Origin of the sequence: Mesorhizobium sp. CAU 1741 (genome assembly GCF_039839275.1) — a bacterium.
GTDB lineage: Bacteria > Pseudomonadota > Alphaproteobacteria > Rhizobiales > Rhizobiaceae > Aerobium.
On record NZ_JBDOQP010000006.1, the window covers coordinates 227942 to 246399 of the forward strand.

Annotated in this window: 14 protein-coding genes; 4 read left to right on the plus strand and 10 right to left on the minus strand. The window is 58.1% G+C overall.

Annotation, left to right across the window (positions count from 1 at the left end):
- Positions 1-55: 55 nt before the first annotated feature.
- The 9 genes from AAFN84_RS21990 to AAFN84_RS22030 all read right to left on the minus strand — a co-directional run bounded on the left by AAFN84_RS21990 (position 56) and on the right by AAFN84_RS22030 (position 10596).
- Positions 56-1339, minus strand: a complete 1284-nt coding sequence (locus AAFN84_RS21990; RefSeq protein WP_347516843.1) for a polysaccharide biosynthesis/export family protein — start codon at positions 1337-1339, stop codon at positions 56-58.
- Between the two features lie 43 nt (positions 1340-1382).
- Positions 1383-2057 (minus strand): sugar transferase, encoded by a 675-nt coding sequence (locus AAFN84_RS21995; protein ID WP_347516844.1) that lies wholly within the window; start codon positions 2055-2057, stop codon positions 1383-1385.
- Between the two features lie 978 nt (positions 2058-3035).
- The gene (locus AAFN84_RS22000; RefSeq protein ID WP_347516845.1) at positions 3036-4055 is read right to left on the minus strand and encodes a glycosyltransferase family 2 protein; all 1020 of its coding nucleotides are present in this window, start codon (positions 4053-4055) and stop codon (positions 3036-3038) included.
- 6 nt (positions 4056-4061) lie between these two features.
- Positions 4062-5378, minus strand: a complete 1317-nt coding sequence (locus AAFN84_RS22005; RefSeq protein ID WP_347516846.1) for a hypothetical protein — start codon at positions 5376-5378, stop codon at positions 4062-4064.
- 398 nt (positions 5379-5776) lie between these two features.
- Positions 5777-6520 carry an SDR family oxidoreductase gene (locus tag AAFN84_RS22010; RefSeq protein ID WP_347516847.1) on the minus strand — a complete coding sequence of 248 codons (744 nt, stop codon included), beginning with the start codon at positions 6518-6520 and terminating at the stop codon, positions 5777-5779.
- 3 nt (positions 6521-6523) lie between these two features.
- Positions 6524-7819, minus strand: coding sequence for a class I adenylate-forming enzyme family protein (locus AAFN84_RS22015; RefSeq protein WP_347516848.1), 1296 nt, complete (start codon positions 7817-7819; stop codon positions 6524-6526).
- A gap of 9 nt (positions 7820-7828) precedes the next feature.
- Positions 7829-8074, minus strand: a complete 246-nt coding sequence (locus AAFN84_RS22020) for a hypothetical protein (protein ID WP_347516849.1) — start codon at positions 8072-8074, stop codon at positions 7829-7831.
- Between the two features lie 8 nt (positions 8075-8082).
- Positions 8083-9126 (minus strand): hypothetical protein, encoded by a 1044-nt coding sequence (locus AAFN84_RS22025; RefSeq protein WP_347516850.1) that lies wholly within the window; start codon positions 9124-9126, stop codon positions 8083-8085.
- A 15-nt stretch (positions 9127-9141) separates the two neighbouring features.
- The gene (locus AAFN84_RS22030; RefSeq protein ID WP_347516851.1) at positions 9142-10596 is read right to left on the minus strand and encodes an MBOAT family O-acyltransferase; all 1455 of its coding nucleotides are present in this window, start codon (positions 10594-10596) and stop codon (positions 9142-9144) included.
- Between the two features lie 397 nt (positions 10597-10993).
- On the opposite strand from AAFN84_RS22030, the gene AAFN84_RS22035 reads away from it, so the two are divergent.
- From AAFN84_RS22035 to AAFN84_RS22045, 3 genes are all read left to right on the plus strand, one after another.
- The gene (locus AAFN84_RS22035; protein WP_347516852.1) at positions 10994-12394 is read left to right on the plus strand and encodes a glycosyltransferase family 87 protein; all 1401 of its coding nucleotides are present in this window, start codon (positions 10994-10996) and stop codon (positions 12392-12394) included.
- Between the two features lie 214 nt (positions 12395-12608).
- Entirely contained in the window at positions 12609-12818 is a 210-nt protein-coding gene (locus AAFN84_RS22040; protein WP_347516854.1) for a cold-shock protein, read from the plus strand.
- A gap of 1255 nt (positions 12819-14073) precedes the next feature.
- A complete protein-coding gene (locus AAFN84_RS22045) occupies positions 14074-15510 on the plus strand; it encodes a cadherin repeat domain-containing protein (protein ID WP_347516855.1) in 1437 nt (478 codons plus the stop codon).
- A gap of 583 nt (positions 15511-16093) precedes the next feature.
- Here the strand turns inward: AAFN84_RS22045 and AAFN84_RS22050 are convergent.
- Positions 16094-17671 (minus strand): DUF4214 domain-containing protein, encoded by a 1578-nt coding sequence (locus AAFN84_RS22050; RefSeq protein ID WP_347516856.1) that lies wholly within the window; start codon positions 17669-17671, stop codon positions 16094-16096.
- Positions 17672-18075: 404 nt separating this feature from the next.
- Between AAFN84_RS22050 and AAFN84_RS22055 the strand changes: the two genes are divergently transcribed.
- Complete coding sequence (locus AAFN84_RS22055; RefSeq protein ID WP_347516857.1) at positions 18076-18438, plus strand: helix-turn-helix transcriptional regulator; 363 nt, start codon at positions 18076-18078, stop codon at positions 18436-18438.
- Positions 18439-18458 lie beyond the last annotated feature (20 nt).

The following is an 18458-nucleotide window of genomic DNA, read 5'->3' on the forward strand; positions in this document are numbered from 1 at the left end:
TCAATAATGTCCCGCCTTCAGCACGCGACCATGGGTTCGTACCAAAGGGGCTTGGTCAATTGGTGCGATGAGCCATTTCGCGCGAAGGCAGGTCCGCCTTGGATTGCGCGAGACAGTCACTGTTTATCCCGGCCGAAGAAGTTGGCTCCGCGTTGTCGCTGGAAACCTGGAGCGTGTCACTTGGCCTGAGAGGGGTGTCGGCCGAGGCTATCGCCCCCTGTGGGCAACCAGGCCGGACGATTGTGTAGATCAAAGACCCCGAACCGTCTGTGGCGCCAGAGACGCGCGACACCTGGTTGAGCACGCGCCTGGCGGTCGTTTGCCTGGCTGCGTTCTCATCGATCTGCGCCTGCGTCTCCTGCAGCTCCGTGACGATCCCTGCATGATGCTGCGTCTGAATCTGCAACAGGTCCCTCTGCGCCCGGCTCATCTCCTGGCGAGCGCGAAGCGTCAGTGTCTGAAAATCGATCAGGCGACTTTCTGTTTCGGCGACGACGCGGACCATTTCCCGTTGGCGCGAACTGACAGCCAAACCCCGTTCGACGAGGTTCCCGACACTTGCGAGCTCTTCTCGCGAAAGAGTCAGAAGCCTGTTTTCAGAATCGATTTTCTGCTGAATGGCTTCCAGCTCTCCTTCAAGAAGTTCCTGGAGCCTGGAGATCGCTTCCGTCTGCGAACTGAGGCTTTGCCTCCTTGCCTGCAACAGCGCGTTTTCATCGGCAAGGACGCTTTCACCAACGCCTTCTTCACGCAACGCGTCAGTCATCGCGACAGTCTCGCCCTTGGCGAGTTCTGTTCTCAGTCGCGCCTCTCGCGCAAGCAGTCTGCTGCGTTGAAGCTGCAGGACCTGGAGATCACCTGCCGAGGTGATCGCGTCGCGTTCGAACTGGATGGCGAGGTCGCCTCCGCGGTAAAGACCGCCAGCCAAGCTCACCGCCTGAAGAACGGTAAGCCCCGGCCGATATGCGAATGCACCAGGGCTAGCAACGCCTCCCAAGACGTATACGGGCCTGTACTCAATCACTTCAACAGCCGCGCTGATCCGCTCCAGCAAGCCATAACGCTGTTCGAGGTCACTGCCGATGCGAACCGCAAGTGACTCAGGCGTCATACCGGCGACCGATATCAGGCCGATCAAAGGCAGCACCAGATTGCCATCTGCGCCCACCACATACTCGCCCGCCAGGACATCCCAGTTCGTCGCTTGGGCACTGGTGGCGGTCCATTCGACCACACGCACGCGGATCTTGTCCTCCGGCCCCATCGCATAGGATTGCCCAAAGACGGGAACGCAGGCCGACAGGAGTATGGCGAATATGGAGGAACCCAGCTTAATCATATGTAGTCCCAATTAGCCGGCGTTTGGTTGCGCCGACGATGGATCAGAACGACCCGCGCGTCATTAAAACCGCGGGAATTGTGCGAAGCAGGATATGCAGATCCCGCGACAGGGACTGGTTCTTGGCGTAGTCGACATCGAAGGCAACGCGTTCATCATAGGATGTATCGCTTCTGCCGCTTGTCTGCCAAGCGCCGGTCAGTCCTGGCCTCAGACTCGTGTAGTAGGAGTAGGAGTCGCGGTAATAGACGATCTCATCATGCACAATGGGGCGAGGACCAACCAGGCTCATATCGCCGCGCAGCACATTCAGGAGTTGCGGCAACTCGTCCAGGCTCGTTCTGCGCAAGAGATTTCCAATAAAGGTTACGCGTGGGTCATCGCGCAGTTTTCGCGACGCAAGCCATTCTTCTCGCGCCGCCGGATTACGCTCGAAATGGGAAGCCAAAACCTCGTCGCCATCGATCACCATGGTCCGGAACTTCAGACAGAGAAAATCGATGCCATTGCGGCCGACCCGCCGATGCCCGTAAAGCACCGGCCCTCCATCGATGGAGACTGCTGTTGATATGATGAACAGTACAGGCAAGAAAGCGACCAAAAGAATACAGGAGATTACCACGTCAAGTGCCCGCTTGACGCCCCCTCTCATTGCTGACACTTTTACAATGTTCCCAGCACTCTTTACAGGATTCTGAAGTATAGCCTGCTCGTTCATGGCAAACCCGGTTAATGAATTATTAACACGCTATCGCATGCATTTTCACATCGCAAGGTTGCGCATAAGAGAATTCGAATATGAAGTTAATATGCAACAGTCGCCAAAACAGGTGGACCACATGGGGGCGGCGGCTAGGACGGAACAAGATTCCTTTTTATATCAACGACCTGCACTAGGACATGGCGCTGCCGCTTGCCAATCGAGGGGCGGCATTTGCGCTCCAGACACATGCTTGGGTCCCGTAGAGGTAGCCAAGTAACGCAGATGTTACGCGTGGCGACGCTGCATCCTGAGCTGATCGTCGGCAGCGCCTTTCAGGATTCAGGAATGCTAGGCGTGAGCGTCTGTCTCGCCGGCAAATAAAGCCGCCGCGCTGTGCGATCGTTCACTCCCACAGCTGGCCAGGTGGGCGCAGCGGGGGAGGCCCATGCGCAATCCGCGTCCTACGAGCAAATGGGCTGCGATTTTGCATCCGGCACCTATCGGATTAGGCTTGCCCTCTTCAACGTACTCCGACGTCGACCTTAGTGGAAACCAATGAACCGCCTGCACCGATCCGCACCTGCGGGCAAGCGCTTGAGGGGCAGTGGTCGTTACCTTCACCCGGCCCGCGCTGGAGTATCCACATCCGGCAAATCGTCAAGATCACCGACGGAACAGCCGCGGCGACCCTCCTCAACTCCTCCATGTTGGCCACCCACAAAGAGAGAGGCGCGCCCACACCAAGGCGTGGCGCAGAGCGCCGAATGGCCAAGATGGTCGCGGTCGTTGACAGGCTCGGAGCCATCCGCTGAACAAGACAGCGGTTGCAGCCACGTTCCGGAGCGCGATCACAATCGCCAGAGCGGGATGACAGTGACAATGAGGCCAAAAACTCCCCCGCGAGCGAGCGAGGATGGTGGTAGATGTGAAGCCGACGGTGGTGGTTATTGAATTGGCAGCCGCGACATGTCGCGACGGCCAACATCGAGAAGTTCACCTATCGTTGCCGGACGAAACAGGAACCGTTGAACTGACAAACTCTTGGAACGTGCGTCCGTCGACCGGCGCCAGGGGAGGGGGACTGCCGGACAACAACTCGCGGACGAGCGCTTTAAGGGCTGCCCGGTGTTTTCCGTTCAGAATTGCCCTCGGGTTGAGAACATACGCAATAAACGCATGCCGGACGAAGGCCGGCCAATTGCCGGCTCGCGCCCAGCGCGGCAGAAGCCAAACCAGGAAGTCCGTCCGCGCAACGCTCATGTTATGCGCGGAGATTTGCGGATAGGCCTTCTTCACATCGTCGAGGACGATGAGTAGCGATTTTGCCTGCGCATTGGCGTCCGCAGACAGGCTTCCAGCCGTAATGCGGTAGGCCACGAGCGGCTTTGGAACCAGCACTGCGCTGTGCACAGCCGTGAGCATGAGCGAAAGCTTCCAGTCTTCCCCACCTCTGGCACCACGCGGCATGAGCGTGGCGTCGTATCCTCCGACCGCCTCGAGTGCGGAACGCCGGAATACGGCTGCGCTGCCATTGCCCACAGAGTTCTCCCGCAGAATTCCTATGAGATCTGTCCTTGGTGGTTTGTCAGGCACGCTCGCAGAGAGAAGTCGGTCCTGCTCATCTATCCATAAGGAATAGCAAAACGAGAAAGGCACTTCCGGCGGCGCGGCCTGCAATGCCTTCACCTGTTCGCAAAGATAGTCGGGAGCCCAAAGGTCGTCAGAATCAATCGGTGCAACAAACTCGCCATCTGTCTTCAGCAACGCGGAATTGCGCGCCTCGACGACCCCCTTGTTGGACTGGCAAAGCTTGCGAAACCGCACATCCCCGGCGATGAAAGCGTCGATGACGGCCTCGGTTCCGTCGGTAGAGCCGTCATTGACTATGATGACATCAAAATTGGGGTAGGTCTGGGCAGCAATCGAGATGAGCGTCCGTTCAAGGCACCAGGCAGCGTTATATGCCGGAACGATGACGGAGACGTGGGGTAGGGTGCTGGAAACATCCTGCATTCGGCCTCACTTGCAGGACTTGACGGAGCGCCAGTCGGCGACCGTCTCGGGCGGAATGGCGTTGTGCCAGTTCATCATGGATTCGAAGACCGACATATTGTTGATACTCCCGAGAAAGATCCCCACCACCACCAGCGCGCGCATTGCTGGGCGACCATAGTCGGCAAGCAAGCCCCAGCCCGCAATAAAGGTAAAGAAGGGAAGATAATGCAGCGAATACAAAAAGGTCTCAATACCATAGACAGCATGGAGGATAAAATTGAAGGCGATCATGGTGAGAACAAAAAGCGCGACCTTCGGCTGAACTGCGCCGCGGGCGGCGACCCAAAGGCCGCGCGCAGCCAAGATGCCCCACGCACAGATCGTTGCGAGCGCGATCGGGGAGGTCGAAGGTGCAACGAATTGTAGACGCGAAAGGCGATCACCAAACTCAAACACGAAGCCAGGACCAACGGTGACCATATCCGGCATCGGCGCGGCGATCGTCGTCAGCCAGAATGCCTGGACGTGTTGGAGGAACGTCCCTTGCGTGCCGTAGTCGACCCAACTCTCGGTCCAGACGTTGAAGAACGCCCCGGACTGCGGGAAGAACCGGTATTGCAACATGGCAAGGAAGCCGGTCATCGCGAAGGCGATCAAGGCTGTCAGAGCCCCGCGCCGCAGACCCAGTGCTAGAAGAGCGGCGAAGAGACCGGCGACCCAATTTGTTATGGTGATGGCTAACGAAACCGCCGACTGGAGCGGACCGGACCAAGCGTCATGTTGTCCGCGCGGGGTGGCGAGCCATATCAGCGGGACCATGAAACTCACTCCGCCGAGAAGGAAGAGTTCCGGGATGCCGAACCATAGCCACGCGCTTGACGTGGACAGGCACAAACCGAGCGCGAGGAAACTGTCGATCCTTTGAACCCGCATGAGCCTTAGCACGATGTAGATCGAAGCGCCGAACGACGCCGCCGATAGCGCCACATAGGTGGTCACCATCGCCTTCATGTCCATAATGCCGAGTTTTGTCAGGGCCAGGAAAGGCGTTGTCACCCCAATGGACCACAGCGGATGGAGGTTCGTACGGTGATGAGCTTGGTCAAAGCGCGAGGACAACGCCGCTACGACGCGTCCGGGATCGGAATCCAACCATACGTCGAGATTGCGGCAGAGAACCTCGAAATCGAGACGAAAGAAGAGCCACACGGCAAATCCGGCCGCGACAAGTCCTGCGACCAGCGCAAGCCCGGCGTCCGTGACAAAGCCACGCGAAGGCCATCTCAAACCTAGCGTCGAGCCGAAAAATTCCTCAACGCTATGGCGGTAACGTTCGAGCATGCGCCCCCCGATCGTGCCGATGGGGGATTGCAGATCGGCCCACCCAAGAGATGAATACGATCTCCCAGCATTCATAAGCTGTCAATACCGCCGGCTGCAAAGACAGCTCAAGATGAGTGAATGCAAAATCGGCGTCACAGCAACGGGGAGATTCTCACTCTCGACTTCAGTTCCGAACGACGTTCAGATCTTCATTAAGCAAGTGACGGTCGGTAGCCGCGCCTCGCAATCAGCAAAGACGCGCTGGGCGGGCGTACTGTCTCGCCTGCACGCAGCTCGTTCGCGGCGATCTCCTCAACCGAGCCCTCATTGCTCGGAATTGTCTTCAGGTCCGTACCCTTATCGGTGTCCACTAACCGACACCAGACGGCAGAAGAAGAGTCATCCACGGTAGTGCCTCAGCAACTCACGCCGCCGTCTACGAGTATCACTTGCCCCGTTATCATGCCGGCCTGGTCGCTCAGAAGGAACCGCACAAGCGCGGTCACGTCCTCTTCGGTGGCGAGCCTCCCGAGCGGCGTGCGATTCACTATCTGTGACAGCTGAGGTGAGGTGAGCGTCGAAGACATCTGGGTCTTCACATATCCGGGACCGACGCTGTTCACGGTGATATTGCGTCGTCCGAGTTCCCTTGCTAGTGCGCGAGTCAGTCCATCCATCCCCGCTTTCGAGGCGCTGTAGGCCGCCAGTCCGTTATAGCCTCGACTGCCGATGATTGAGCTGATGTTGATGATGCGGCCACCCACCTTTCCGCGGATCAGGTGCAAGGATACCGCCCGGGCAAAATGGATTGCTCCGAGCAGGTTGACCTGAATCAGCTTTTCGCTTTCGACGTTGGGAAAGGATGTGAGGATCCCCGCCTGAGCGATGCCGGCATTATTGACGAGACCATAAATACCGTCCTCGCCGGCCCACTCGGCCGCATCTGTTACGAACCGGTTTGCTGCGTCGGCGTTGCCAACTTCGCATGGCGCCCAGTAAAGGCGTGATGCGTAAAGTGGATTGGCTTGCAATTCCTCGATCCGACCGGATTTTGAACGGCTGCAGGTGGAAACCTTGTACCCGTCGGCCAACAGTGCCTCGACAAAAGCCGTGCCCAGACCGCGACTTCCGCCCGTCACAATGATGTGGCGTTGCCCCATGTCTTAACCCTTTTTTCCGGACGCACCTGGCGTGATGGCGTCCACGATCTTCAGGACCCGAGGTACTTGGAACGATGGCAGTTGCGCACGGCACGCGGCGAGAATTGCCGGACGAACCACAGCTGGATCCTGGCCCGGTAAAAGCATGACATCGGCAGCAACGAGCGCGCCGCTTATGGGGTTGGGGGCGCCGTATACACGCGCCTCCGCTACGCCCGATACGCTCAGGATCAGCTTTTCGATGGCCAACGGATAGACTTTGTAGCCGCCTACATTGATCGTGTTGTCGGCTCGTCCCAGGATATAGACACGGTCGCCGACGATCTCGCAGGAGTCAGTTGTCGAGAGCCAACCGTCGTCCATGATCGGCTGCGCTGATTCCGAAACATATCCGCGCATCCGGTTCGGCGTTCTGATCTGCAGGAAACCATCGCGGATACGCAATTCGATGCCATGAGACATCTGGTTGATAAAGGATACCGGAAAGCCTTCTAGCCCGTCGTGCACCGCAAATACCATTCCCGCCTCCGTCGAAGCGTATGTATGGGTGACGCGTGCACGCGGATGGGCTGCTTTGACACGGTTGAGCGTGGCCTGATCTGCGGCTTCGCCACCCATTGTGACCTGCCGCAGCGCCAACGCTGCCATATCGCCAGACATCAGGAACGCCCGCCAGAAGGTTGGTGTGCCGCTGATCTGGGTCACCTCCCAGCGTTTCGCGGCATCATAAAAACCGCGCGGGTTGCGCTCGACTGGCGCCACGATCAGCCCGTTGGTGATCGTGGCAGTCAGGATCACTTGCACGCCTGCGAAGCTGCTCGGCTGATAAGTGAGCAGCCACTTTGCCGACTTGTTTGCCGGGTGCTCGGCGCCCGCCCTGGCGCGGCTCAGCAGTGATGCAAGCGTGTGCGCGGCGATCTTGGGGACACCCGTCGTGCCTGACGTCATCATGTGAATCCGCGGCTCGCCGACCGAGGGTTCGATTGCGGGTTTTCCCGTCAACTCGTCTGTCTCTCCAATCCGATACTGGATGCAGTATGCCTCGACGATATCCATCAACTGCGCCTCCGGGGTGCTGGTGTGTGCGACGTAGAGATCGGTCCCCGACCGCGCGCAGGCATCGATGGCACGGATGATGTCGATCGGGTGGTCACTGCACACCATTGCTCGAGCCACCGATCCGGTCTTCAGTATGCCTGCTAGGGCATCCGCCCTTGCACGCACATCTCCACGCGAGAAACTCTGCGCGCCCTTCGCGACAAGGGCAAGCGCGTCATCGGCACCGAGCAGCGCTCCCATCGGCGATGATTATCGAGCGTAGAGACGGGCCAATTCGCCCGCGGTCTGAAATTCGATGAAGCCACTGGCGAAAGGATCGAAGCCGTTGATCTCCTCGAGTTCGCTTACCAGCGTGGCAAGGTCGAGGGAATCGATTGCAACTTCGCCGCCGAGCAACTCCGTATTGCTGGAGATGTTGGCCTCGCCGAGGCCCTTATCGCTCAAAATGCGATTGGTGATGTCCTGGATCTGCTTGAGGACGTCCTGCTCAGTCATGATATAATTTACCCTTGTTTCCCGAGTGGTCCCGCAACGCAATCGCCGCCCTGAAATACGGCATCCCTGATGTCTGCTGCAAGTTGTTTCGAGCGCCGTTCACGGCCCTCGGCGCCCAGATGATAAATCGAGTCAAAAAAGAGAGAATTATCATAGGCAAAGGTTTCCGGCAGACTGGTCACCACGAGCGAAGGCAACTCCGCCAATCGTTCGTGCAATGCATTGATCGCTTTCGCGTGTTCATCAAAAAAGTCACGCTTTACCGGCGAATACGAGTATATCACGCGCACCCCGCGTGCGTTCATCTCTTCTGAGAACGACCGCAGAAGTGGCAGCACATCGGGAACGATGGTGGCTGCTGACAGGTCGAACCTGTCGACCTCCGCGTATGGCCACTCGACCCCGAGATGGCTGGTCAAGCCGCCATATTTATCGAAGCCGGAAAGCGATTCAATCGACTTGATCGTGATCACTTCCTGATTATCGGAAGGAGGAGAGACGACCGAATGCATGACGCGCAGAACCTTTTCCTGCGCCACGTGGGGAAGTTGGGAGAGCGAGGCAAGCCTTTGCCACCAAGACAGATAGCGGATGATCTCCGGGTTGTCCTTGGCGAGCATGAGCTGGCTCACGGGGTCCCCGTTGCTGGGATTGTAGAAGTTCTGGTATTCTAGTGAGATCACCGCGATGTCTGATGCATGCAATTGAGGCGCGCTTTCCGCCAGCATCAGCCGCACGCCGAGATAGCCGTTCAGACCCATATTGACGACGGGGCATCCGGTCTCTTGTTCGAGCAAGGCGCCGTCGGTCCCGTAGGCGAGGTTCGAGCCACCGATCAGGACAATCTTCGGGCTCGGCAGCGACGCCAGGCGATCGTGCTTCATGACGCCGGCTCGCACATAGTCGGTCGCGTCGGGGATCAGCACAACGGCGACTGCTGTCGTTGCGAAAACACTCATCGCCAGCAGTACAACCATCGCCACGAAACGCACCGGGCCGAATGGGCGTGAAGGTTGCGCCTCGGTCATCTTTTGCTCAACTACCGTACTCATGCGCGCGTTTGTCCATCAGAACTGGAAATAGATAAATTGCTGATCTGTTTGATATAGAGCGCCGAAGAGAATAATTGCGGTCGCTGCGGTGTAATTCAGCATCCACCGCGAGGACAATGCGATTTGGCCCGTCTGCGCCTTGCCCTGCATCGCCTCGATCAGCAAGACCACGCCGATGCCGGCGATGCATATCAGGATTTCGGTGCGATAACCGGCGATGACAATCTTCAGCCCCTCTATCGGATTCATCCATCCGATAGGAAGACGAGCGAAAAGCTCCGCTGCGTCGGCAAGATTGCTGGAGCGGAAGAGTATGTAGGCCAGGCACACGAGTGTGAATGTGCAGCCAATTTTCCAGGCACGAAGCGCGCTGGGGTATTTATTGAGACCGACGAAGCGCACCAGCTTACCGCGCTGCTTCTGCGTCAACTGCGAGATGACGATATAGCTGCCATGGAGCGCTCCCCAGACAACGAAAGTCCATTGAGCGCCGTGCCAGAGCCCGCTCACAACGAATGTGGCGAAAAGGCTGAGCAACATGAGATTGTACCACTTCATCTTGATCCAGGTGGTACGCGACATGGGCGTATAGACGTATTCGGTGAGCCAGGACGAAAGCGATATATGCCAGCGCTTCCAGTAGTCCTGGATCGACGTGGCGATGTAGGGCCGGTTGAAATTGGGGCTGAGGTGGAACCCCATCATCAGTGCGGACCCTATTGCAATATCGGTATAGCCGCTGAAATCGCAATAGAGCTGGAAGGCGTAGAGCACCGTCGCCGCGACCACTGCGACGCCATCAACACCCTGCGGGTTGTCGTACACCCGCGCAACGAAAGGCGCGATGTTGTCGGCAACAACAATCTTCTTGAACGCGCCCCACAAGATCAGCTGCAGGCCGAGATAGGCACGCTCATAGTCGAAACTGTGCGGAACATCGAACTGTGGGATCAGTTTCTTCGCGCGTTCGATCGGGCCAGCCACGATCTTGGGGAAGAACGACGCATACAGCGCAAAAGTTCTGAAGCGGCGCTCGGCGGGCATTCCCTTTTGGATATCAATAACATAGCTGATCAGCGAAAACGTGTAAAACGAGATGCCTATCGGCAACATGATGCGGAACGTCGGCACCGGATAAGGGACGCCGCTAGCCTCGGAGAGTGATCGAAGAGTATCACTCAAGAACATCGTATATTTGAAGATGAAAAGATTGAAGACGAGCAGACCGACTGCAATCAGCATCCAGCGCTTCCGCTTGTCCTTTTCGCTCTGTGCGTCAATCCGCAACGCCAGAAAATAGGTGACGACAATGACAATGATGAAATGTACGATAAGCACCGGATCAGCAGATGCATAGAAAAATAGACTTGCGGTAAGAAGCCAGTCCAGGCGAAATCTTTGATTTACGATAAAATATACGACAATGACGGTCGCAAAGAAGAGAACATACTCGATCGAGTTGAAGGCCATGAACCACCCAACGCCCGTGCTCTAGTCGCTATGAACTCGACGAGTTTGTGGCTTCTGCAAGTCCTAGCATAGCTGCGTGACCCTGTCACTTGTCGTTGCATTCATTGGTTAAATCTGACTAGAGGGCATTCGTTCACTGTTGCGAAGCAACACAAAATTGCAAGTTGCGGCGGGCCCCGACAGCCTCCGAACGAAGGCGCGTAATCGATTGTCCTCATTAAGGTGGCAAAAAATAACTTTGGTTGATAGCGGTCGAATTCGTCTTCTTTAATTCAGATCGTCTTGAATCAACCGTTGCGCGGAGAATGAACGTTCTTCATGCTGAAGTCCTAGTCGCCCGCCTCGGGCTTGGGAAACGATCGATGGCGCTTCGCCCCATCTGCGACAATTATGCTGGATGCGATCGGCCACCCCGGTTGTGCGGGTCGTCATCGGCTCTCAGCCACCGGGATGCTGTCAAAGCGGTAGCGTGTCGCGAAAACATCCGCGGCGCAACATGAGTTCGCTTCCCTCACATCACGTCCCCGCAAACCTGCTGGCGCGATGGCGCGCGACGCCTTGGCAAACGGTCCTCTGCCTGTTTGTGATGCCAATGGCGTTCAGCGGGGGGCTGGCACTGCTCTTGTTGGTGGTATCGGACCCGCCGGTTGTGTTGCAGGACTTCAGGGATGCCTATTATCTCGCTGGAGTGGCAGTCCAGGCGGGCCCGCACGGATTGTCGCCGATGATCGCAAGGGGCACTGACGGCTTCGTCAACCTGCCCATCATCGCCTATCTGTTTTGGCCGCTTGGCCTCTTGCCCGTCTTTTGGGCGTCAGTGCTGTTTTCCATTATCGGCGTCTTTTGCGTCCTGGCTGCGTGGTGGCTGCTGGTTCGCCTTGCAGAACTTGAAGCGCAGAGCGCCGTCCTGCTTCTGCTTGTGTTCGCGATCAACGGGCCGATGATCTATGGCTTCAAGGAAGGCAATGTCAGCCACATACTGCTGTTGATGTTCGCAATTGCCCTGACCTGGTTGCGGCGCGGAGCAGAGTTCTCGGCGGGCTTGCTATTGGGGTTCGCCGCGGTGATCAAGCCGCCGCTCTTGCTTGTCGGCATCTATTTTCTTTTTCGGCGGCGATGGTCAGTGGTGGCAGGTGGTGCCCTCAGTTGCGCGGCGGCGGGCCTGCTTTCACTCGCGGTGTTTGGGTGGGCCATGCACGTCAGTTGGTACGAACTGTGTATCAAGCCCTACAGCGACAACCCAATCGCCGCGTTCAATTCGCAGTCCGTTCAGGCGTTCTTCCTGAGGATGCAGGTCGGGCTCGACGGATGGTTCGACTGGAGCCCAATCCCATTCGAGCCTGCCTATTGGTTCTATTCCACCATTGTCGTGGGAGGCATTGCTGCGTTCGTGGTGCTCACCTTGCTGATGCCCGCAGGCAGAGATTCCGGGCAGGCGCACCCACTGGCGCTAATTCAGGTGGAATTCATGATGATCGTGGCCCTTGCATGCGTCATCAGCCCGATTTCATGGTCGCACTACTATACATGGTTCCTGATGCCCTTCGCATTCTTCGTCGGGCGAGACGATCCGGCTTGGTCGACCCCCATCCTGCGCGGCGCCGGCTGGCTGGGTATCGTCTTGTTGTCCACCCCCGTCATCGCCGATATCTGGCGATCAAACTGGGCGTCCTCCACCTATGGACAGATCGGCGTGTCATCTCTGCTGTTCGGAGGCATCATATGGCTGTTGTTGCTGTGCCGGGTTCGATACCGAATGGCGTCCGATGCACACGCAGTCGCCGACAATAGCTTTTAGCTTTTGCCCCATGGCGCCCGCTATTCTCGACTGGTGCGTGACATGCAATGCCCGCGGCTTGCCAACTGCGCGCGCTCACGCAATAGTGCGGCCCGTCGGCTGAAAAGCAACGCTGACTGGGGCCAATGCGTTGAGCGTCGCGCAAGAGCCTGGATTTCGCGGCGGGTAGTCCCGCTTGATATCGACGCTGGGCCTGAGTTGGACGGAGTTTCTAATGGCGACCGGAACTGTAAAATTCTTCAATGCTGATAAGGGCTTCGGCTTCATCACACCAGATGACGGCGCAAAGGACGTGTTCGTTCACATTTCCGCTTTGGAGCGCTCGGGTCTCCGTACCCTGGTGGACGGCCAGAAAGTCCAGTTTGACGTCGAGCCAGACAAAATGGGCAAGGGTCCAAAAGCAGTCAATCTTCAGACCATCTGATCGCTACGCTATCGGGTCCGAGTTGCGCGGCGCACACACGTCGGAATGACCTCCCGAGGATCTAAGCTGTATCGATCGCTTGGGCGTGGCCGCGGGCAATGTGGCGCGGGTTAAGCGGCCACAATTGGATCCGGCCTGTGGGCTATAGTGCGCGCTCCCGAAACTTGGCGAGCAAGGTTCGGTGGTTCCGTCAATCCCTGGTCAGACAAACGCCACAGATGCGTGTGGGCGCCGTGTGCTGCAACTGGCGCGGCTTTCCAACCGGATCTACCAGATCGGCCGCGACATCCGAGAGGTCTCGATCGAGTTCGCGGACAATCCATTACTGAGTTCTTGACGGCACTGGACGGTATCGACCTCAACTTTTTCAGCGCAGCGGCTGACATCACCATCGAAGGCGGTGAATCTCGAAGCTCGCCAAAGCGAACCGAGCTCGCTCCGGCGCGGGCGTGCCCATCGGCATCCTCAATGCACTGGCGGGCGTGGGAAGATCATCTGGTGTTGCGGCGACTGGCCCGGCCTGGCGGAGTGCCCAGCGCACATGCCGCACGGGCTACCCATCGCGCGCCAAGAATGGTTCAGACGCGGCTCGGTTTCGCGAGGCGTGGGTGCTGATCCAAGTCGCGAGCTATGTCAGGTTAACCGCAATCAAACCGGTCTCGAAGGCTGTGAGCAGTTCTACTCCGGTATCGATGAACCTCAGCCGCAGGTTAAGGAACCTTGGTTATCCCTGCTGCGCTGCGGGGACCGCTTCGCGGAGCGCAGGCCTTGAAGGCGCCGACCTGACGCGCCCGAAGATGACGTCCGGGTGACGGTGGATTACCACGAGAGGCGTGAGCGCCGACTAGCTCCCTCGTACCGCGGCCGACAGAGTGCGCGCGGAGGTTGAAGGCGGCTTAAGCGGTGGCGGAGGGCGTCTATCGCAACCTTCCTCTGCGGAACATTTGCCGCGTGAGCTTCAATTTAATGTACTGGAATCAGCGCTTTTCATGCCCAGAGCGTCGGATTTGTTTGCCGCGGTCACGCAATATTCCTAGGCGCTCGTACCCCTTCGAAGACCCCTGCGTTTTTAGCTCGGAGTTCTCAGCTTACTTCTTAGGAGAGGCCGGCGATGGGGCGATACAACTTTGCATCAGGGCCGGCCAAAAGTAACCATATGGCGCATTAACTATTGATTAACCCACGGGCAGAGGGTTAAGAGATCGTTACGCAAATGGTTTGCGTCTCACGCAAGAAGCGTAACAGGGAGTTTAACATGGCAACGATCCAGGGGATTTACATCGCCCTCTTCGGGCGCCCGGCAGACCCGGCCGGTCTCGAATTTTTCAACGACGCGACCAACGAAGGCGCCGACCTCACCGCCATAGGTGATCTGGCCTCCACGGCAGAATACCAGGACCGCTTCACCGGCATGTCCGACGAAGAGATTGTCCAGTCGATCTATCTGAGCCTGTTCGAGCGTGAAGGCGAAGATGAAGGCGTGCAGTTCTTCGTCGATGGTCTCGCAGACGGCACCTACACCATCAACGACATCGCCATCGCGATCCTCGACGGCGCCCAGGGCACTGATCTCGACACCGTCAACGCCAAGATCGCTGCTGCGGACCTTTTCCTCGAGCGTCTCGATCAAGACGAAGAAGTGGAAGCTTATGACGGCGCAGACGCCGCCGACCTCGTCCGCCAGTATTTCGACAGCGTCGACACCGACAATGTTCCCACCGAAGCTGAAATCGACGCACTCATTCTGGAACTCCAGACGCAGGCCGGTCAGAACCCCGGCGGCGGCGGCGGCGCGGGCGACGTTGTTGCTCCGGTGTTCTCCTCGGGTGACGCTGGCTCGATCGACGAGAACGAAGCTGCTGGCTCCGTGGTCTACACGGCGGTTGCAGACGACGATCGCGGTGCTGTCCAGTACTCGCTCGCTGGTGCCGATGCCGGTGAGTTCACGATCGATACCGCGACTGGCGTCGTGACCATCAACGACACCAAGAATTTCGAAGCCGATCAGACAACCTACTCGATTGACGTTCTGGCAGCTGACTTCTCCGGCAACGTCGCCACGCAGTCGGTCACGATCAGCATCAATGATGTCAACGAGGCGCCGGTTCTGACCGTCACTCAGGTTGAAAACGAAGTCGCAGAGAACAACGCTTCGCGGGTCAAGATTGCAGACCTCTCTGCCGTTGACCCGGATGGCGACACCATCACCTTCAGCGTCAGCAACAACAACTTCGAAATCTACGATGGCGACCTTTATCTAAAGTCCGGCATCGACTTCGAGACGGATGGCGACCAGACCGTGACCGTGACGGCATCGGACGGCTCTCTCAGCGACGTTTCCGGGACCATTTCGGTTGACGTCACGGATGTCGCAGAAGGCACCATCTACGAATACAGCACAGTGGGCTACAAGGGCGCGATCTCCGGCTTTGATCGGAACACTGACAAGATTGATGTTTCCGACATTGATGCGAGGCTGAGCCAGCCTGGCAACCAGGCGTTCAGCTACGGTGGCGAGGACAATAACGCAAGCTACGGTGAGCTTGTCTGGGATCATACGTATGCATGGGTGAATGGTCAGATCAGGGCTGTCACATATATTGAGGCCGACAACACCCAGAGCGGCGGCACTGACTTCGAGCTCTATCTCGTCGGGCATATCAACCTGACCGCCGACAACTTCATCCTCTAACGCTCGCGTTATGGGAACTCAGAGAGCCCGCCTCGTGCGGGCTCTTTTTTTATCGCCGTGCACCCGGTTCTTTATCCAAGATGCAGTTGCCCGGCTCGAAGTCACCGTCCTCATCCACCCACCGCAGCGACAGCCCGTCAGGGGCACGCCCCCATGTCGGCGAGGAAGTTCGGGAACCCCTCGCGCCACTGCTCGCACTTCGCGATCCCCCACCCGCCGATAGAGGCATAGCGCTTGTAGCGTGGGTTGAAGCAGGCCCGCCTGGCGTGGTTGTATTGATTGAGCGTACGGCTCGTCCCGCGCTCGCGGCGATGCCCGTGCACAACCTTCGCCTCGCCAAAATCCTCACGAAGGCACCCGCAGCTCCGCGTGTTGCCGAAGCGCACATCGTGCAGCAGCGCGATCGTCTCCCGGCCGCAGTCGCATTGGAACCCCGGGGCGAGCGGTACATTCGGCTGGCATCTGCGCAGAGCCAGCCAAGCTTACATGCTGATCATCTCGGGACTGGCGATCAGAAGATTCGGCGCAAAGAAAAACCCCCGGCATTTCTGCCGGGGGTCTTTATTCGAATGCTCAGAGCCGATTAAGCCGAGAATACGAAGTTGGCGTCCGTGAGAGCGCCGATCGCAACGGTGTCGAGCAGGATAGCCGTGTCGCTTGCCAGGTCGAGCGTGCCGTTGTTGTTGCTGTCGATGAACACATAGGTGTCGCCAGCGCCGTTGTCGTACAGGCCGATCGAGGCATCGGTGTAGGCGGAACCGTCCACCAGTGCGCCGAACACAACGAAGTCTTCCGTGGTGAGGCCGAACGCCGAGACGTCAATCGCGTCTGTGCCGACGTCAAACGCCAGAAGCGTCTCGACGGTCGCGTAGATCGACTTCTCTTCCGTGGTGTAAACGACGGTCGTGTTCGCCGCGCTGCCAAGCGTGATCGAGTCAACGCTCGAAGTACCGGTAACGGTAACCTCATCGGCAGCAGCGCCAACACCAGCGAAGCTGGCCGTAAGAACGCCGTCCAGGCCGGAAGCGTCAAAGGAGAAGTCGCCAGCAGCAATGATCGAGCCGTTGAAGTCGCCTTCGCCGGTCATCACAATCGACTCACCGTCGGTCGAAAGATCAGCTGCGGAGTCACCGTCAACCATAACGTTGACGACGTCCGTGTCGTTGACGACTACATCACCATTCGCAACGTCTTCAAGCGCCAGAGTGGCCTCGTCAGCGTTGTCAAAAGTGAACGAGGAAGTTGCGCCATTAACGTCACCACGGACGCCGACAGTGATACCTTCCGCGATTTCCGTCACAGTCAGGTCGTCAGTCGCAGCAAGTGCGCCGGCATGCCAGAGCTGCTCAACGCCAGAAACGTCCTCGAAGTTCAGTGCCTGAGCGCCGCCGTCAACGCTGACGTTGACGATCTCGACGCTAACGAGGCTGTCCTCAGTGAGGACGAGCGCAGTGCCGTCAACCGTTGCATTGAAAGTATCGACACCGTCGCCACCGTCGATCTCATCACCAGTCTCCCAGGTGCCGACAGCCGCTGTGATGGTGTCGTCATACGGGGTGCTCTCATCAACGCCCGCATTTGCGGAGTCGAGATTGACGGTGATGGAATCAGCGCCGGCTACCAGCACGACATCCGGGTTGCCCGGGAACTGAACGTTCTGAAGATTCTCGATCGCGTCGTCGATTGCTTCAGCGGTCGGGATGGTGGCTTCCGACACGACCGGCGTCAGGAAGTCGCGGCCAGCCTGAGCAGCTTCTTCGCCCGTGTAGAGAGCGATCTCGGTGTCGGTGTCCAGAGCGGCGGTGAACAGGTCAGCCGCTGCGATCTTCGCATTGACGACATCGAGGTCGGCGCCCTGTGCACCGTCGAGAATCGCGATGGCGATGTTGTTGATCGTCAGTTCGCCGGAGTTCAGAGCGTTGGCGAAGAACGCAAGGCCAGCAGCTTCGGCAGGACGGTTGAACAGCGAGATGTAAAGAGAGTTGATGATCTGCGCCGAGGACATATCGTCGAAGCGAGCTTCGTACTCAGCGGTAGCAGCCAGATCGCCGATGGCGGTCAGGTCAGCACCTTCGTTGGTGGCTTCGTTATAGAATGCGAGGCCGAGCGGGTCAGCCGGGCGCCCGAAAAGGGCTACATAAATGCCCTGGATACTAGCCATGGTGTGATTCCTCTTTTATAGAAAAGACGACTTATCGTCAGCGGGGTTTGTAGTCGCGTCGGCGGGGCTCGTCAAGCGTTCACTGTTATTTTTTTCGTCGCACGAGCTTTACCTCCGGGTGGTGCTTAGTGAAGCTTACAATGATCGTTTCTCGTGGCCGTCTTAGAGTGAATGACCCGTTAACGCCTTGTTTTACTGGCGCTTGAGCCTACCAAGGCCGATGAAAAAGAACGGTCGCCATCTACGCCTGCTCCCATTTTTGTGTAATGTAATCACTGGACAAACTGCGTGATGTTGAATAGTGTCGCCTTGATGGCTACAGCCGGGGGCATACCAGGCGTGGCGCAAGGGCTGATAGAATCAAAGGCGTCGGGTCAAAAATGTACACGCATCCACAACAAAGCATGGATCAGGAGGAAGTCCAGAAGCTGCGGCAGGAAGCCGGCTCCTGGCTGCGCAAGCTTCGTGAGGAAGCCGGCTACTCACAACGCGAGCTGGCGAAGCGCGTAGGGCTAGAATATTACACCTTCATCTCGCAGATCGAATCGGGCCGCGGCCGCGTGCCGCCCGGGCAGACCAAGGCATTTGCGGAGGCGCTGAACGTGTCGGTCCGCGATTTCGCGATCCAGATGCTGCGCTTTTACGATCCGCTGCATCACGAGCTGATCTTCGGCACCGAGGCTCGCATCGAGGAGCGCGCGCGCGCTAACGAGACATTGGAACAGCGGCTCGAGCGTCTGGAAAAGTTGATGAACAAGCTGGCCTAGCGCCAGCCTCGAACTCAACG

Bases quoted from the DNA above. Each gene is read 5' to 3' on its own strand.
- AAFN84_RS22015 (WP_347516848.1), bottom strand. From the start codon at position 7,819: ATGGGAGCGCTGCTCGGTGCCGATGACGCGCTTGCCCTTGTCGCGAAG.
- AAFN84_RS22000 (WP_347516845.1), bottom strand. From the start codon at position 4,055: ATGCAGGATGTTTCCAGCACCCTACCCCACGTCTCCGTCATCGTTCCG.
- AAFN84_RS22030 (WP_347516851.1), bottom strand. From the start codon at position 10,596: ATGGCCTTCAACTCGATCGAGTATGTTCTCTTCTTTGCGACCGTCATT.
- AAFN84_RS22040 (WP_347516854.1), top strand. From the start codon at position 12,609: ATGGCGACCGGAACTGTAAAATTCTTCAATGCTGATAAGGGCTTCGGC.
- AAFN84_RS22045 (WP_347516855.1), top strand. From the start codon at position 14,074: ATGGCAACGATCCAGGGGATTTACATCGCCCTCTTCGGGCGCCCGGCA.
- AAFN84_RS22025 (WP_347516850.1), bottom strand. From the start codon at position 9,126: ATGAGTACGGTAGTTGAGCAAAAGATGACCGAGGCGCAACCTTCACGC.
- AAFN84_RS22020 (WP_347516849.1), bottom strand. From the start codon at position 8,074: ATGACTGAGCAGGACGTCCTCAAGCAGATCCAGGACATCACCAATCGC.
- AAFN84_RS21995 (WP_347516844.1), bottom strand. From the start codon at position 2,057: ATGAACGAGCAGGCTATACTTCAGAATCCTGTAAAGAGTGCTGGGAAC.
- AAFN84_RS22050 (WP_347516856.1), bottom strand. From the start codon at position 17,671: ATGGCTAGTATCCAGGGCATTTATGTAGCCCTTTTCGGGCGCCCGGCT.
- AAFN84_RS22005 (WP_347516846.1), bottom strand. From the start codon at position 5,378: ATGCTCGAACGTTACCGCCATAGCGTTGAGGAATTTTTCGGCTCGACG.
- AAFN84_RS22035 (WP_347516852.1), top strand. From the start codon at position 10,994: ATGCGATCGGCCACCCCGGTTGTGCGGGTCGTCATCGGCTCTCAGCCA.
- AAFN84_RS22010 (WP_347516847.1), bottom strand. From the start codon at position 6,520: ATGGGGCAACGCCACATCATTGTGACGGGCGGAAGTCGCGGTCTGGGC.
- AAFN84_RS22055 (WP_347516857.1), top strand. From the start codon at position 18,076: ATGGATCAGGAGGAAGTCCAGAAGCTGCGGCAGGAAGCCGGCTCCTGG.
- AAFN84_RS21990 (WP_347516843.1), bottom strand. From the start codon at position 1,339: ATGATTAAGCTGGGTTCCTCCATATTCGCCATACTCCTGTCGGCCTGC.